Annotated in this window: 15 protein-coding genes and 1 pseudogene; 1 reads left to right on the forward strand and 15 read right to left on the reverse strand. The window is 68.3% G+C overall.

The window, feature by feature from the left end:
* Positions 1-35 precede the first annotated feature (35 nt).
* Positions 36-603, reverse strand: a pseudogene (locus tag AC4EEO_RS17715) (type 1 glutamine amidotransferase domain-containing protein).
* Positions 604-911: 308 nt separating this feature from the next.
* Between AC4EEO_RS17715 and AC4EEO_RS17720 the strand changes: the two are divergent.
* Complete coding sequence (locus AC4EEO_RS17720) at positions 912-1,178, forward strand: hypothetical protein (RefSeq protein ID WP_491329101.1); 267 nt, start codon at positions 912-914, stop codon at positions 1,176-1,178.
* A 38-nt stretch (positions 1,179-1,216) separates the two neighbouring features.
* On the opposite strand, the gene AC4EEO_RS17725 is transcribed toward AC4EEO_RS17720, so the two are convergent.
* From AC4EEO_RS17725 to AC4EEO_RS17790, 14 genes are all read right to left on the reverse strand, one after another.
* Positions 1,217-2,143 (reverse strand): 4-phosphopantoate--beta-alanine ligase, encoded by a 927-nt coding sequence (locus tag AC4EEO_RS17725; protein ID WP_491329100.1) that lies wholly within the window; start codon positions 2,141-2,143, stop codon positions 1,217-1,219.
* Positions 2,144-3,037, reverse strand: a complete 894-nt coding sequence (locus tag AC4EEO_RS17730; protein ID WP_109044062.1) for a Rossmann-like and DUF2520 domain-containing protein — start codon at positions 3,035-3,037, stop codon at positions 2,144-2,146. It lies immediately after the preceding gene.
* Positions 3,030-4,589 (reverse strand): PH domain-containing protein, encoded by a 1,560-nt coding sequence (locus AC4EEO_RS17735; protein WP_491339393.1) that lies wholly within the window; start codon positions 4,587-4,589, stop codon positions 3,030-3,032. The genes AC4EEO_RS17730 and AC4EEO_RS17735 overlap by 8 nt, the downstream gene beginning before the upstream one ends.
* Positions 4,586-5,098: a PH domain-containing protein gene (locus tag AC4EEO_RS17740; RefSeq protein ID WP_018762651.1), complete on the reverse strand. Its 513-nt coding sequence runs from the start codon at positions 5,096-5,098 to the stop codon at positions 4,586-4,588. Before AC4EEO_RS17740 ends, AC4EEO_RS17735 begins: the two co-directional genes overlap by 4 nt.
* On the reverse strand, positions 5,079-5,624 hold the full coding sequence (locus tag AC4EEO_RS17745) for a DUF3180 domain-containing protein (RefSeq protein ID WP_018762652.1): 546 nt from the start codon (positions 5,622-5,624) through the stop codon (positions 5,079-5,081). The genes AC4EEO_RS17740 and AC4EEO_RS17745 overlap by 20 nt, the downstream gene beginning before the upstream one ends.
* Positions 5,621-6,166: a 2-amino-4-hydroxy-6-hydroxymethyldihydropteridine diphosphokinase gene (gene folK / locus AC4EEO_RS17750; protein WP_491339394.1), complete on the reverse strand. Its 546-nt coding sequence runs from the start codon at positions 6,164-6,166 to the stop codon at positions 5,621-5,623. The genes AC4EEO_RS17745 and folK overlap by 4 nt, the downstream gene beginning before the upstream one ends.
* Positions 6,163-6,555 carry a dihydroneopterin aldolase gene (folB, locus tag AC4EEO_RS17755; RefSeq protein WP_491329098.1) on the reverse strand — a complete coding sequence of 131 codons (393 nt, stop codon included), beginning with the start codon at positions 6,553-6,555 and terminating at the stop codon, positions 6,163-6,165. Before folB ends, folK begins: the two co-directional genes overlap by 4 nt.
* A gap of 14 nt (positions 6,556-6,569) precedes the next feature.
* On the reverse strand, positions 6,570-7,508 hold the full coding sequence (gene folP, locus AC4EEO_RS17760) for a dihydropteroate synthase (protein ID WP_018762655.1): 939 nt from the start codon (positions 7,506-7,508) through the stop codon (positions 6,570-6,572).
* 6 nt (positions 7,509-7,514) lie between these two features.
* On the reverse strand, positions 7,515-8,159 hold the full coding sequence (gene folE / locus AC4EEO_RS17765; protein ID WP_491339395.1) for a GTP cyclohydrolase I FolE: 645 nt from the start codon (positions 8,157-8,159) through the stop codon (positions 7,515-7,517).
* A gap of 9 nt (positions 8,160-8,168) precedes the next feature.
* Entirely contained in the window at positions 8,169-10,232 is a 2,064-nt protein-coding gene (gene ftsH, locus AC4EEO_RS17770) for an ATP-dependent zinc metalloprotease FtsH (RefSeq protein WP_018762657.1), read from the reverse strand.
* Positions 10,233-10,404: 172 nt separating this feature from the next.
* Positions 10,405-11,493, reverse strand: coding sequence for a LacI family DNA-binding transcriptional regulator (locus AC4EEO_RS17775; RefSeq protein ID WP_491339396.1), 1,089 nt, complete (start codon positions 11,491-11,493; stop codon positions 10,405-10,407).
* 41 nt (positions 11,494-11,534) lie between these two features.
* Positions 11,535-12,086: a hypoxanthine phosphoribosyltransferase gene (hpt, locus tag AC4EEO_RS17780; protein ID WP_018762659.1), complete on the reverse strand. Its 552-nt coding sequence runs from the start codon at positions 12,084-12,086 to the stop codon at positions 11,535-11,537.
* 30 nt (positions 12,087-12,116) lie between these two features.
* Entirely contained in the window at positions 12,117-13,181 is a 1,065-nt protein-coding gene (gene tilS, locus AC4EEO_RS17785) for a tRNA lysidine(34) synthetase TilS (RefSeq protein WP_285319066.1), read from the reverse strand.
* 123 nt (positions 13,182-13,304) lie between these two features.
* Positions 13,305-14,435, reverse strand: a complete 1,131-nt coding sequence (locus AC4EEO_RS17790) for a zinc-dependent metalloprotease (RefSeq protein WP_491339397.1) — start codon at positions 14,433-14,435, stop codon at positions 13,305-13,307.
* Positions 14,436-14,547 lie beyond the last annotated feature (112 nt).

Consider the following 14,547-nt stretch of genomic DNA (forward strand, 5'->3'; position numbering starts at 1 on the left):
AATTTCCCCTAAACCCTGAGGGAACAGTTGGGGCTTTAGGCTGTCTGGCCCGCGTGCCGGCCTTCCGAGATCTCCTCCACCAGCTTGCTGTTGAATGCCGGGAGGTCATCCGGGTTGCGGCTGGTCACCAGGCCTTGGTCCACCACAACTTCCTGGTCCGACCAGTTGGCGCCGGCGTTCTTCAGGTCCGTCTCAAGGGTGAAGTAGGACGTGACGTTCCGGCCCTTGATGACTCCTGCATCAATCAGCAGCCACGGCCCGTGGCAGATGGACGCCACCGGCTTGTGCTGTTCAAAGAAGCTGCGCGTGAAGGCCCGGGCGTCCTTGTCCACCCGCAGATGGTCCGCGTTGACAACCCCGCCGGGAAGGACCAGCGCGTCATAATCGGAGGGATTTGCCATCCGCCACCGTGAGGTCGACGTCGAAAGTATCGCCCTTGTCCGTGCCGTTGTAGCCCTGCAGCTTGCCGCTCTTGGGCGCCAAAAGGGTGGGCTCGCCGCCGGCGTCCTTCACGGCCTGCCAGGGACTGGTGAGCTCCACCTGCTCCACGCCGTCAGTCAGCAGGAATGCGACCTTCTTGCCTGCGATGTTGTGCTCCGACATAGCTCCTCCTTGCCTGAGGCGGACCATGCACCACTGCGGTGCCCGGATCCGCTTCCAGAGTTGAATTCCTGACAACTTCCACCCTAGGAAAGGTGAAAGTGATAAGCAAGCTGACTATATTGGAATCCACGTGACGCCGTGGTGGCGGTTCCTTCCCGGGACCTTCGACTCTGGCGGTGCGGCTGTCTGCGGGATTGGGGTACAGACAGGACCCGGTTTCCGGCAGTAAGGTTTCACCTACGCGCAGTGCTCTCGTAGCCGCAGCGGCCACCCCACGGGCCACTTCGGATTGGTGCAAGGAGGCCCCGATGACAGTAGAGCGAATGTTCCAAGGCGTCCCCTCGGACCCGGACCCGTGGATGTCCGGCGACACTCCCGAGGACGTCCGGCAGTTCGCCATCGAATCGCTCCGGTGGCAGGCGCAGGAGATCATCGATGAGGTGCTCTGCAGCAAGGATCCGCGGGAAGAGTGGGTGCGGGACCGGCTCCGCGGGTGCGTGGCCAGGAATCCCGGGCGTCCGGAGCGCGCGCTCCTCGAACAGCTCATGAACAGCCCGGACAGCCCGGGCTGGTAGCCCGGGCCATGTGACGCCGGGCTGCAAGCCGCCGGCGCTCAGGAACTCAACGGCATGTTGTCGATCAGGCGGACCGGGCCCACCTTGGCCGCGATGAGGGCCAGGGCGTCGCCGCGGAACGGGGTCTCCCTGCAGTTTTCCGCCAACGGCTCAAGCGTGCCGGGGTCCACCACGTCGAAGTAGTCCAGTTCCACCAGCGGCTGGGACTCCACCAGGGCCAGCGCCGATTCCAGGTCCAGCGGTTCGTGGGCATTTGCGCGCTGTTCCAGCAGCCGCAGTGCCCGGGACAGGACCAACGCGGCCTCCCGCTCGTCCGCGGACAGGAAGCGGTTGCGGCTGGACAACGCCAGCCCGTCCGCAGACCTCACCGTGGGCACACCAACGATCTCCACCGGGAAGTTCAGGTCCGCCGCCATCCGCCGCACCAAGGCCAGCTGCTGGGCGTCTTTCTGCCCAAAGTACGCCCGGTACGCCGGCAGTCCGCCGGGCAAAGCCGGGTTCGCGGACCCGGCCGGAAGACCGGCAGCGGGCACGCCGTAATGCAGCAGCTTCGCCACCACGGTCAACGCGCCGTCGAAATGGCCCGGACGCGACGCACCCTCCCACTTTTCGCCAAGGCGGCCGGAGGTGATCCGAACCAGGGGTTCCCCGTTTGGATAGACCTCCTCCACGGATGGCGCGAAGGCCAGGTCCACGCCCTGTTCCTCCAGCAGGGCAAGGTCCGCCTCAAGCGTCCGCGGGTAGCGGTCCAGGTCCCCGGCGTCGCCGAACTGCAGGGGGTTGACGAAGATGCTCGCCACCACCACGTCGTTCTGCTCGACGGCGGTGCGCGCCAGCGCGGCATGGCCGTCATGGAGTGCGCCCATGGTGGGCACCAGCCCCTGCGAGAGACCCTTCTTGGCGCCAAGGAGCCTGGCGCTCTCGGCGTGCAGGCCTGCGACGGTGGTGACGAGTTGAATGGACATTCAGTCTTCCTTCGGGTCGAGGGCCTCGCGCAGCCCCTTCAGCTGGTCGGGTTTGAGCAGTCCGCGGCCTTCTGCCCGCAGGGCTGTGGCCCGGGCCATCGCCAGGTAGGCTTCCAGCACGTCACCGTGCCCGCCGCCGTCGAACTCCCGCAGCGCTTCCGCGTGGGCACGGACCGTTCCCACGTCACCGCGGGCCACGGGGCCGGTCAGCGCGGATTCCCCGGAGGCCAGCGCGTTTTCCAGCGTTGCCCGCAGGAGCGGGCCGAGCATGCGCTCCGGCAGCTCCACCCCCACCTCGCGCAGCAACTGGGATGCCTGGGCAACCAGGGTGACCAGGTGGTTGGAACCATGGGCCAAGGCGGCGTGGTAGAGGGTCCTGTCCGCTTCGGCGATGGCCACCGGCTCCGCCCCCATCTCCACCACCAGGGCCTGGGCGATCGGCAGCATGGCGGCATCTGCGGTCACGCCAAAGGTGCAGTCCAGGAGCCGGGTAAGGTCCAGGCTCATGCCCGTGAACGTCATGGCCGGATGCAGGGCCAGCGGCACGGCACCGGCGGACCGCACCGGGTGCAGCACGCCCACGCCGAACCGGCCGGAGGTGTGGGCCACCAGCTGGCCGGGCTGCCAGGCGCCGAGCTTCGCCAGTCCCTCCACGAGGCCCGGCAGGGCGTCGTCGGGCACGGCCAGCAGCACCAGCTCGGCGCGCTCCACGATGTCCTGCACCTCCAGGATGGGAACGCCCGGCAGCAGGGCCTCAGCCCGTTCCCGGCTTGCGTCCGAGACCGCCGAGACCCCGACGACGGCGTGCTCTGCTGCGCGCAGGGCCGCGCCCAGCACGGCCCCCACCTTTCCGGCGCCGATGATTCCGACGCCGAGGCGTCCGGGTTTAGCCATGCTGCTGGCCCTCCTGTTGGTAAGGGGTGCTGGTGGTCATAGGTCCCGCGGCCAGGGCAACCTGCTGGAGCCACTGTTCCGTGGTTTGCCGTTTCCGGGCCAGCCGGGCACGCGCAGACTGGTCGTTGAAGAGCTGCCGGGCCTCATCCAGACCCGCCTGGGCCAGCCGCGGGACGACGGGTCCGGCGGTGGTGTGCAGCACCAGGTCCGCCACCCGGAACCGCCGCGCCACGGGCCCCTGCTGCAGGGCCAGCGACTGCGTCCGCTGATGGGGAACCACCACCAGCTCACGCCACCACCGCCCGGAGCGGATCAACAGGGCCGTGTCCGTGGCGGCAAAGCCGTTGCGGCGCCACGCAAAGGGTGCCAGCAGCCAGGCCCGCCGCGGCGTGGTGATGAACCCGCCGTCGGAATCCCTGCCGTTCAAGCCGGCTGCAAAGACGGCCGCGGGCTGGTCAGTACCGGGGTCCGGCAGCACCAGGGAGAGCATGGCCAGGACGTCGGGAAGTTTACCCACCGGCAGGAGGATGGTCCGGGTATTGCCCTCGACGGCGTTGCCGGACTGCCCGTAACCGGCCACGTTCACCTGCATCCGGTACCAGCCGAACGGGCGCCACAGCGGGGACTGGGCCACTTTTACCGCCTGGATCCGGCCGGGCGGAAGGGTCTGCGCCTGGGTGTCCAGCAGCCCGTACCTCAGCCGGATGCCGTCCGGCGAGACTGCCGCCGTGAAGTTGTAGCCCCTGTTGAAGAAATTCCAGTAGCCGGCCGCCAGGCCCAGCACCGCCGGCACCAGGTAGAAGTAGAAGGCGCGGTTGTCCGTCACCGCGGACAGCACCACGGAGGCGGCGCCGCCCACCACCACGAAAAAGCTCTGCTCACTCAGCAGCAGCGAACCGAGCAGGCGCGACGGCGGGACGGCAAGTACCGGGAATTCCGGCTCCTCGGCTGCGGCCCGGGCCGGCTGTCCGGCACCGGAAAAGCCGGCCCCGGGCACGGCGACGGCTGCGGCACCCGACGCGCGGGCCAGGATGGTGGCACGCAGTTGGCGCGCATCATCGATCCTGAGGTAGGCGAGCCGCACCGCGGACTCCCCCGCGTCGGCCACCTCGAATTTGAGTTCGGCCAGGCCGAAGATGCGGGCCAGCAGCGGCTGCACGATGTCGATGGCCTGCACCCGGTCCAGCCGCGCCTGCCGGTGCTGGCGGAACAGCAAGCCGCTGGTGACCCGGACGTAGCCGCCGGACACCTGGTATTTGGTGAAGTACCAGGTCAGTACGAACCCCAGCACCGCCACCACCAGCACGGCCGCGCCACCGCCCAGGAGCCACGGAGCGCGCCGCCCCAGGCCTTCCTCGAAAACGGGCTGGCCCTGCAGGGCCCGTTCAAAAATGTCCCGCCCAAAGAAGAACGCAATGGCGGCCAGGGCAAACCAGCCCCTCACAAACGGTGACGCGGGGTGCACCCGCTGCCAGCCGTCGTCGGACTCGGCTGCGGTGTCCCGGCCGGCCGCTGCGGGCGGCACCGCCGGCAGTTGGCCGTCAGCGGTCACAGCCCGGCCAGCCTGGCTTCGCCGCGTGCCGTCAGCTCTTCCCTGAGCCGGGCGCCCTCAGCCACCGGCAGGCCGGGAATGCGCGCATGGGTTCCGGGCGAGGCGGTATGGAGCTTCAGCGTGCACAGGCCCAGGGCCCGCTCCACCGGCCCCACGGCGATATCCACGTACTGCATGCGCCCGTACGGCACGGCCATGGTGCGCTGGAAGAAGATGCCGCCCCTGACCAGCAGGTCCTCGTCCCGCTCGGCGTAACCGATGGCCCGGACCTGCCGCGGAATGAGCACCAGCCGCCACAAGGCCAGCACCAGCATGGCGGCCGGGACGGTCACGGCAAGCCACACAGGCGGCCAGGACCACCAGCCCAGGATGACAAACACCAGCGGAGCGGACAGGACCAGCACCGCAACCAGGTTGCCGAGGGCCCACTCCGCCAGCCGGACCGTGACGTACCGTGGCGACACCCGCTGCCAGGAAATACCGGGCGGGTCAATCGCCTCGGTACGCATATTCGCCTTCCCCGGCAGCCTCGCCGCGGGCAGGGCGGCCCTTGCCGTCGGTGCTGGTGGTGTCGCCGTCCTCCGGAGGGATCCGGCAGAACCGTTCCACCACGAGCCCCACCACGATCATCACCAGGCCGCCGCCGGCCATGGCCAAGGCAAGCCAGGTGATGCCCTGGTCGCTCCGCAGGCTCCAGATCCGCAACTGGTCCAGGACGATGCCCGCGTGCCAGCCCAGCAGGACCGTTCCGGCGTAGGCGCACGCCTGGGCGAGGATCAGTGTCCTTGCGGCCAGGAGCGGATCAAGTTGGGTCTTCTTTGCCTTGCTGCCGGGCTTGAGGCTGTTGCGCCACCGCACGACGCGGATGCCCAGGATCAGCGTGATGATGACGATGACGCCCATGGTGGCCAGCGCGGTGGCGGGAAGGACTGGTGTGGCAATGCTGTAGCGGCTGGTGACCACGGTCGCCGACCAGCCCGCGACGGCAAGGATGACGCCGATCAGCATCAGGCGCAGCGGGTTGATGGGTTTCATCGCGGCTCCACCGCTCCTGCCGTCGGCATCCCGTCGAAGTCCCCGAAACCGTCGAACGGCGCAAGGTCGCCGAAGTCCGGGGCACGGACCGCCAGGGCGCTGATCCGTTCCGCGCCCAGCATGGCGGCGGGTTCGATCAGCGACCACGGGTACAGGACGAAGGCCCGGGTGGCAGCACGGGGATGCGGGAGCGTCAGCGCCGGATCGTCACTGTGCAGGTCGCCATAGGTGATGATGTCGACGTCGAGCGTCCGCGGCCCCCAGCGGACCTCGCGGACGCGGAGGTGCTTGTTCTCCACCGCCTGGCAGTGCTCCAGCAGTTCCTGCGCACCCAGGCTGGTCTCCACGGTAATCACCATGTTCAGGAAGTCCGGCTGGCCGGACGGGCCGCCTACGGCTTTGGTCTGGACGATCGGGGAGACAGCCAGGAGCCTGACTTCCGGCGGATCCACGAGGTCGGCCACGGCTTCGGTCAGGGTTTCATTCCGCTCGCCAAGGTTGCTGCCCAAGGCCAGCACGGCCTTGGTGTAGGCGCGGTTCATGCCGGCTCCCCGGACAGGCCGTTGTCGGCCGGGACACGGCTCCGGTGGACGGTCACGGCGACGTCGCCAAAAGGCACTGCGATGGGAGCCTGGGGTTTGTGGAGGGTGATGTCCACCGCCTGGAGCGGGAATTCGTCAAGCAGGCTCTCGGCAATCCGCACGGCCAACGCCTCGATGAGGTTCAGGGGTTCCCCGGCGATCCAGTCGGTAATACGCTGCGCCACCTCGCCGTAGTGCGCGGTGTCCCGGACGTCGTCTGACTCCGCTGCTGCGGCGAAGTCAAGATAGAGCACCGCGTCCACCACGAAAGGCTGGCCCTCGCGGCGCTCAAAATCAAACACGCCGTGATGACCGACGGCGGTCACGCCCGTCAGCGTAATCCTGTCCATGGGGTCCCCCGGCCCTAGTGCGTCTTGGGTACGGCTTGTGGCGTGGGTACCGCTGCCATGCGGGCAGCGACCTTGACGGCGTCAAGGCTTGGCCCGACGTCGTGCACGCGGACTGCCCATGCGCCGCGCGAGGCGCTGATGGCGGTGATTGCCGCCGTGGCACCGTCCCGTTCCTCCGGAGCCGCGGACTTGCCGGCCACGGTGAGCAGCGTGCCCAGGAACCTCTTGCGGGAGGCCGCCACCAGGACCCGGTGGCCCAGGCTGTCCAGCTGGTCCAGGTTCTGCAGCAGCTCCCAGTTGTGGGCGTCGTTCTTGGCGAACCCCAGGCCGGGGTCCACGATGATCTGCTCGTGGCTGACTCCTGCGGCGTAGAGCTTGTCCCGCACCCCCGCCAGCTCGGCCACGACCTCGCCTGCCACGTCCGTGTACTCAGCGAGTGAATTCATGGTCCGGGCGTCCCCGCGGCGGTGCGTGAGGACGTAGGGGACCTTGGATGCTGCCACGAGCTCCGCCATCTCCGGTTCGATGGTCAGCCCGGAGACGTCATTGATGATGGCGGCGCCGGCCTTCAGGGCGGCGGCCGCAGTGGCGGCGTGGGTGGTGTCGATGCTGACCAGCGCACCGGCCTTCACGAGTGCTTCGATGACCGGCAGGACGCGCCGCTGCTCTTCTTCCGGCGTGACGTCCTCGGCACCGGGGCGGGTGGACTCCCCGCCGACGTCGATGATGTCCGCCCCTGCGTACAACATCCGCAGGCCGGCAGCGATGGCGGTGTCCGCGGTGGGGTGCTTTCCGCCGTCACTGAAGGAATCCGGGGTGACGTTCAGGATCCCCATGACCAGTGTGCGGCCGGTGGGGAGGTCCTCGAAGCGGGCCGCCGGGCGGGGCTTGCGGAGGATGGGCAGCGGCGAGGTCGCGGGCCCCGTTCCGGGGGCTGCGGCTAGTGAATCCATGGTTTGTTACCTTCCGAGGATGAGGCTCATGGCCTCGGCACGGGTGGCCGGGTCATGCAGCTGCCCGCGGACCGCACTGGTGACGGTCTTCGCTCCGGGCTTGCGGATGCCGCGCATCGACATGCACATGTGCTCGCATTCGACAACGACGATCGCCCCGCGGGGCTTGAGGTAGCGGACCATCGCTTCGACGATCTCCGTGGTCAGCCGCTCCTGGACCTGCGGGCGGCGGGCGTAGATGTCCACCAGCCGGGCCAGCTTGCTCAACCCGGTGACCTTGCCGTCATGCGACGGGATGTAGCCAACGTGCGCCACCCCGTGGAATGGCACCAGGTGGTGCTCGCAGGTGGAATAGAACGGAATGTCCTTGACCAGGACGAGTTCCTCGTGGTCCAGGTCAAAGGTGGTGGACAGGACCTCGGCGGGGTCGTGGTGCAGCCCGGCGAACACCTCGGCGTACGCCTTCGCAACCCGTTTGGGGGTATCTACGAGCCCGCCGCGGTCCGGGTCCTCGCCGATGGCGAGGAGGATCTCGCGGACGGCCGCCTCGATCCGGGGCCGGTCCACTCTTTCACGTTTTGAGGACCGGTGACCGCCTTCCGCCAGGTGATCGGCGGAGGCGGAAACGTCGTCGTCGTCGAAGGAAGTCACAGGGAAAGCTTAGCCGCGAAGGGTGCCGGGCCCCGATTCGGGGGTGCCGCCATGAAACGGCGCATCCTCCGCAACACCTTGGGAATGCGGCGGCTGGGCGTCCAGCGGCTCGTCCATCCGGGCCTTCTTCGCTTCCTCCTGGGCCTCGCGTTCTGCCCGCTCCAGCCGGCTCTCCACCGGACCCGCCATCTGCACGGGGCGGGTTTCCTTGGACAGCCACACCTCGCGGAAGTCACGCTTGCGGACGTCACGGAAGATGTCGGCGATCTCGGCCTGGTTCAGGGTTTCCCGCTCCAGCAGTTCCAGGGCCAGGATGTCCAGGATGTCCCGGTTTTCGGTGAGGATTTCGTACGCTTCGTCATGGGCCTGCTCAATCAGGCGGCGCACTTCCTCATCCACGACGTACGCGATCTGGTCCGAGTAGTTGCGCTCGTGCCCGGCGTCGCGGCCCAGGAACGGCTCGCCGCCGCCCTGGCCCAGCCGGACCGCGCCGACCCGTTCGCTCATGCCGTATTCGGTGACCATCTTCCGGGCGGTGCCGGTGGCCTTTTCGATGTCGTTGGAGGCGCCGGTGGACGGATCGTGGAACACGATCTCCTCGGCGACGCGCCCGCCCATGGCGTACGCCATCTGGTCCAGGAGTTCGTTGCGGGTCACGGAGTACTTGTCGTTGTCCGGCACCACCATGGTGTAGCCCAGGGCCCGGCCGCGCGGGAGGATGGTGATCTTGGTGACCGGAGCAGAGTTCCGCAGGGCCGCCGCAACCAGGGCGTGCCCGCCCTCGTGGTAGGCGGTGATCTTCCGCTCGTGTTCCTTCATGACGCGGCTGCGCTTCTGCGGGCCGGCCATGACGCGGTCGATGGCCTCGTCCAGGGCGCGGTCATCAATCAGGTTCGCGTTGGAGCGGGCGGTAAGCAGGGCGGCCTCGTTGAGGACGTTCGCCAGGTCCGCACCGGTGTAACCCGGCGTCTTCTTGGCGACGGCCTTGAGGTCGACGCCCGGAGCCATCGGCTTGCCCTTGGCGTGGACCTTGAGGATCTGGTCGCGGCCGATCAGGTCGGGGGCCTCCACACCGATCTGGCGGTCGAAGCGGCCCGGACGCAGCAGTGCAGGGTCCAGGACGTCGGGCCGGTTGGTGGCGGCGATCAGGATGACGTTGGTCTTGACGTCGAAGCCGTCCATCTCCACCAGCAGCTGGTTGAGGGTCTGCTCGCGTTCGTCGTTGCCGCCGCCAATGCCGGCGCCGCGGTGCCGGCCCACGGCGTCGATCTCGTCCACGAAGATGATGGCGGGCGAGTTGGCCTTGGCCTGTTCAAAGAGGTCGCGGACGCGGGAGGCACCGACGCCGACGAACATTTCCACGAAGTCCGAGCCCGAGATGGAGAAGAAGGGGACGCCTGCCTCACCGGCCACTGCGCGGGCCAGCAGCGTCTTACCGGTGCCTGGCGGGCCGTAGAGCAGCACGCCCTTGGGGATCTTGGCGCCGACGGCCTGGAACTTTGCAGGCTCCTGCAGGAATTCCTTGATTTCCTGCAGTTCCTCCACTGCCTCGTCGGAACCTGCGACATCGGCGAAGGTCACCTGCGGCATGTCCTTGCTGACCATCTTGGCCTTGGACTTGCCGAACTGCATGATCTTGGAGCCGCCGCCCTGCATCCGGGTCATCAGGAACCAGAACAGGGCGCCCAGGAGGATCACGGGGATCAGGAGCGAGAGCAGCCCGGAGAACCAGTTGCTCTCGATGGGCTGGTCTGTGAAGCCTTGGGCGGGCTTGGCGTCGGTGACAGCCTTCACCACATCCTGCGCGCGGGCGTCCACGAAGAAGAACTGCACGCTCTTGCCTTTGTCCTGCCCGTTCACCTGCAGGTTGTCCTTCAGCGTGAGGTCAACGCGGTTTTCGCCGTCGAAGATCTTGGCCTGCTCCACCTTGTTGCTGGAAAGCAGCTCCAGGCCCTTGTCCGTGTCGATCCGGGCTGCACCGCCGGGGGCGAGCGTTGCAAAAGCCACCAGGAGCAGACCGACCACAACGACGATCCAGATGCCCGGGCCTTTGAAGAAGTTCTTAGCTTTCATCTGTTCGGGGGCTCGCCCCGTCCCTTCCGGTAGTGCTTCACGGCGAGTAGTCTGCGCGCGTGATGGTGCTGCGTCAGCTTCTAGCTATACACCGTCCGGAGTACATCACGCATAGCGAAAAGCAAAAGTTCCCTGTGGGCGTAGCGGGCCCGGAAGTCAGGGAATGCCCCGGTCAGGGCTGTTCCGGCGGCGCTGCGACGGACCCGCGGGTGACCAGCGGGCAGCCGAGGAGCACCGGGCCGGATGTTCCGCCGCGGGTGCCGGCGCCGGTTTTGGGGGCTTCGCCGGATTCGGCTTCGATGGCGTCGGCTTCGATGGCGTCGATCAGCCGGCCCGCCGCCCACGCACCCATTTCGTAGTGCGGCAGGGCCACGGTGCTCAGGCCGGGGTGGAGGCTGGCGGCAATCAGTTCCTGGTCATCGAAGCCGACGACGGACAGGTCGCCCGGGATGGAGAGGCCCAGTTCCGCGGCCGCGCGGTAGGCGCCCATGGCCATGCGGTCGTTGTAGCAGAAGAGGCCCGACGGCGGGTGGCCGCTTCCCAGCATCCTGCGGGCGGCAGCGTATCCCCCGGCAGCATCGGACGACGCCGGCTCGACGGGGGCGGAGGAACCGTCCAGGCCCGCGCGGGTCAGCGTGTCCCGGAAACCCTGCAGCCGCCGGACGGTGGAGGGAACGTCCTCGGTGTTGTTGATGAACCCGATCCGGGTATGGCCCGCGGCAAGGAGGGCTTCCACCGCGGCGGCCGCACCGCCGTACTCGTCCGGGACCACTGCCGGAAAACTGTCATCCGCTGTGACGGCATCCACCAGAACCGAAGGGACCTTGCCGAGGTTGGCAGGCGCGTGCAGGTACCGGTGGTACATGGTGGCGTAGAGGATGCCGTCCACCTGCCGCTCCAGCAGGGACTCCACGTCGGCTTCACGGGATCCGTGGTCCGCCGAGCCCGCCGTGTTGATGATCATCAGGGTGTAGCCCCGGGCGCGGGCCGCTTCGTCGGCGCCGAGGATGATGCGGCCGGCATGCGGCGTGGTGGCCACGTCCTCGCTGACCAGGCCCAGCACGCCTGACTTGCGGCTGCGGAGGGCCCGGGCCAGCCGGTTGGGCCCGTACCCCAGCCGAGCCGCCGTCGACTTCACTTTTTCGCGGGTTTCGGGGCTGACGCGGGCGTATGGCGCGTCATTGAGGACATGGGAGACGGTGGTGGCGGACACCCCTGCCGCCCGGGCCACGTCCCTGATGCCAACGTTCCTGCTACCCACGGTGGTGGCCCCGGGCAGCAGGGGCTGCTGTCGCGGGCAGCTTATTCGTAGACGTGCGGGGCGAGGGTGCCCACGAAGTCCAGGTTGCGGTACTTTTCGGCGTAGTCCAGGCCGTAGCCCACCACGAATTCGTTGGGGATGTCGTAGCCAACGTACTTGACGTCGATCTCCACCTTGGCGGCGGTGGGCTTGCGGAAGGCGGTGCAGATCTCCACCGAGGCGGTGCCGCGGGATTCCAGGTTGGTCTTCAGCCAGGACAAGGTGAGGCCGGAATCGATGATGTCCTCGACGATCAGCACGTCCTTGCCCATCAGGTCGGTGTCCAGGTCCTTCAGGATCCGCACCACGCCGGAGGACTGCGTCCCGGAGCCGTAGGAAGACACCGCCATCCAGTCCATGGACACGTGGCTGTGCAGGGCCCGGGCCAGGTCCGCCATGACCATCACGGCCCCCTTGAGGACACCGACAACGAGGATCTCGCGCCCTTCATAGTCCTTGTCGATCTGCGCGGCGAGTTCGGTGATCCGCTGCTGGATCTGTTCCTTGGTGTAGAGAACGTGCTTGAGGTCTGCCTGGACGTCGTTTGAATCCACCAATGGCTCCTGTTTAGATGCGGGGTGCGACTATTTTTCGGGCGGTTTTTGAGGCCGGAATACTAGCTTCCCACAGCGCGCCCGTTCACGGGGAACGGAAGCGGCGCCTCCCGGGCTGCCGGCACCGGCAGGCCGTTCCAGTTGCGCCAGCGACAACCGGTACACGCTCACGCCGCCCGGAAGCTCCACCGGGCCTGCGGAACCCTGCCGCCGGAGCAGCGCTTCCGCCGCCAAAAGGCGCTGGTAGCCGGGCTGCTGGCCGCCGGCGTCGGCCGCTGCTTTGGCAATCACGCGGAACCTGATGGCTGGGGCCAAAGCCCCCAGCGCCTCCTCCGGCAGGCTGAGGTCCGTGCCGTCCCGCTCCACGAGGGAGGCATAGGTGCTTTCCGCCACATCCTCGAGGTAGTCCGCGTCCAGCTGCAGGATCGCGGCGGTGCGGGCCAGGGACTCGGCCACTCCCGGACCCAGCTTTTGCTCAAGGTGCGGGAGCACTTCCACCCTGGTGCGCGAGCGGGCGAAGGCAGGGTCGGTGTTGGTGGGGTCGTGCCAGGGTTCCAGCTCCTCGACGGCGCAGATCTCCTCCGTATCTGCCCGGCGCAGCCCCAGGAAAGGGCGCAGCAGCACGCTGTGTCCGGTTCCTGCGCGGGCGGGCCGCATGCCGGCGAGGGACCGCGTTCCGGAGCCGCGGGCCAGGCCCAGCAGGACCTGTTCGGCCTGGTCGTCGAGGGTGTGTCCCAGGAGGATGGCGCCGGCGCCCTGCTGGTCCGCTGCAGCCTCCAGCGCGGCGTGCCGGGCCTCGCGGGCCGCAGCTTCTGGGCCCATGCCGGCCGCCGAGACCGTGACGGTGCGGATTTCGACAGGATCGAGGCCCAGCTCCCGCAGGGCTTCAGCGGTGCGGGCGGCAACCTGGGCGGACCCTGCCTGCAACTGGTGGTCCACCACCACGGCGCCCACGGCCAGCGGATGGCCGTCAACGTGGCCACGCCGGGCGAAGTAGGCGGCCACCGCGGCGAGTGCCAGGGAGTCGGGCCCGCCGCTGCATGCCACGGTGATACGGCGGGGATAGCCGGCGTCGGCGAGCGCTTTTTGCAGCATTTTGCGCGCAGTGCCGACGACGGGGGCGAGCCTGCCGGGACGGCGCCGTCCGCTGCGGCGCGGGGTTGGGCCGGTGGAAGGATTCTCAGGCATGGGCGGGTGGTGCGGCTGGGCGTCCGGCAATCAGAGGCCCATCCGGTCAATCCAAAGCTTGGCGTCGTGGATCTCCGGCTCCGTGGGCAAGTGGTCCACCGACTCCCAGACCCTGTTGAAGCCCGCCATGCCGGCCACGTCCACCACCGCGCGGACAAAGCGGGCGCCGTCGGAGTACTGGCGCATTTTCGCGTCCAGGCCCAGGAGGCTGCGGATGAACTTTTCGATCACGCCGCGGTCCTTGCCGCGGTCGTTGAACCGCTGCCTGATGGTCTTCACGGAGGGGACGATGCTGGCGTCAACGGCGTCCATCACCACGTTGGCGTGCCCTTCGAGGAGGCTCATCACCGCGGTGAGGTGGGAGATGGCGGCCTTCTCTTCGGGGTCCTGCAGCAGGTCCAGGATGGCGCCCCGGCCGGGCGTGTTTCCGGTGGCGGAACGGTCCTTCAACGAACGGGCAGCGGCGGAGGCGCGCTCCATCAGGGAATCGACGTTCCCCAGCAGGTGGCCGCTGAGTTCATCGATCTGTTCGAGCATGTGGTGGCGCAGCCAAGGTGCCGCGGCGAACTGGACCCGGTGGGTCTGCTCGTGCAGGCACACCCAGAGCCTGAAGTCCTCCGGCGCGACGTTGAGTTCACGCTCCACCGAGACGATGTTCGGTGCCACGAGCAGGAGCCGGCCCGCAGCAGGCGCACTGGAGTTCTCGGCCAGGGCCGCGAAGGGATCGTACTGGCCCAGCACCTTGCTGGAGAGGAAGGCGAGCACGGCGCCGAGCTGGCCGCCGGTGATGGCGCCGCTGACGCTGGCCGCGGAGGGGCTCAGGGTGCCGCGGCGGCTGTCCAGCATCTTCTGCATGGCGGGCTTGAGCATCACCGCGAAGCTCTGGGTGTTGGCCTTGGCCCAGGATGCCCGGTCCACCACCAGCACGGAGGAGTCCCGCAGGTCCCGCGCGGCTTCCAGGCCGGTGATGTCGTGGACATGCGGGACGGATGCGTCGGCGAGCCGGCGGAGGCTGTCCACCGCCTCGCCAATGGCCTTTTCATCCAGCACCGGGCCGGCCGGAGCCAGCCGCGCCGCCGCGGAAGCAGCGAGGTCCCAGTTGATCAGGGACTGGGCCGTTGGGGACAACGTCGGTGCGGACTCGCGCGCGGTGGACTCCATGGTCCCATCAGAACACAGCGCGCCGGACAACGTCCTTAAAGTTCGCTGACCGGCGAACTTCCACAGCCACCGCACAGGGCGTCGAAAGCGGCGGCCCAGCCGGCCCGGCCAT

The organism is Pseudarthrobacter sp. MOO13, assembly GCF_058267655.1.

Excerpts from the sequence above, each read along its gene's own strand:
- AC4EEO_RS17720 (WP_491329101.1), top strand. The coding sequence starts at position 912 with ATGACAGTAGAGCGAATGTTCCAAGGCGTCCCCTCGGACCCGGACCCG.
- AC4EEO_RS17725 (WP_491329100.1), bottom strand. The coding sequence starts at position 2,143 with ATGTCCATTCAACTCGTCACCACCGTCGCAGGCCTGCACGCCGAGAGC.
- AC4EEO_RS17730 (WP_109044062.1), bottom strand. The coding sequence starts at position 3,037 with ATGGCTAAACCCGGACGCCTCGGCGTCGGAATCATCGGCGCCGGAAAG.
- AC4EEO_RS17740 (WP_018762651.1), bottom strand. The coding sequence starts at position 5,098 with ATGCGTACCGAGGCGATTGACCCGCCCGGTATTTCCTGGCAGCGGGTG.
- AC4EEO_RS17745 (WP_018762652.1), bottom strand. The coding sequence starts at position 5,624 with ATGAAACCCATCAACCCGCTGCGCCTGATGCTGATCGGCGTCATCCTT.
- folK (WP_491339394.1), bottom strand. The coding sequence starts at position 6,166 with ATGAACCGCGCCTACACCAAGGCCGTGCTGGCCTTGGGCAGCAACCTT.
- folB (WP_491329098.1), bottom strand. The coding sequence starts at position 6,555 with ATGGACAGGATTACGCTGACGGGCGTGACCGCCGTCGGTCATCACGGC.
- folP (WP_018762655.1), bottom strand. The coding sequence starts at position 7,508 with ATGGATTCACTAGCCGCAGCCCCCGGAACGGGGCCCGCGACCTCGCCG.
- ftsH (WP_018762657.1), bottom strand. The coding sequence starts at position 10,232 with ATGAAAGCTAAGAACTTCTTCAAAGGCCCGGGCATCTGGATCGTCGTT.
- tilS (WP_285319066.1), bottom strand. The coding sequence starts at position 13,181 with ATGCTGCAAAAAGCGCTCGCCGACGCCGGCTATCCCCGCCGTATCACC.
- AC4EEO_RS17790 (WP_491339397.1), bottom strand. The coding sequence starts at position 14,435 with ATGGAGTCCACCGCGCGCGAGTCCGCACCGACGTTGTCCCCAACGGCC.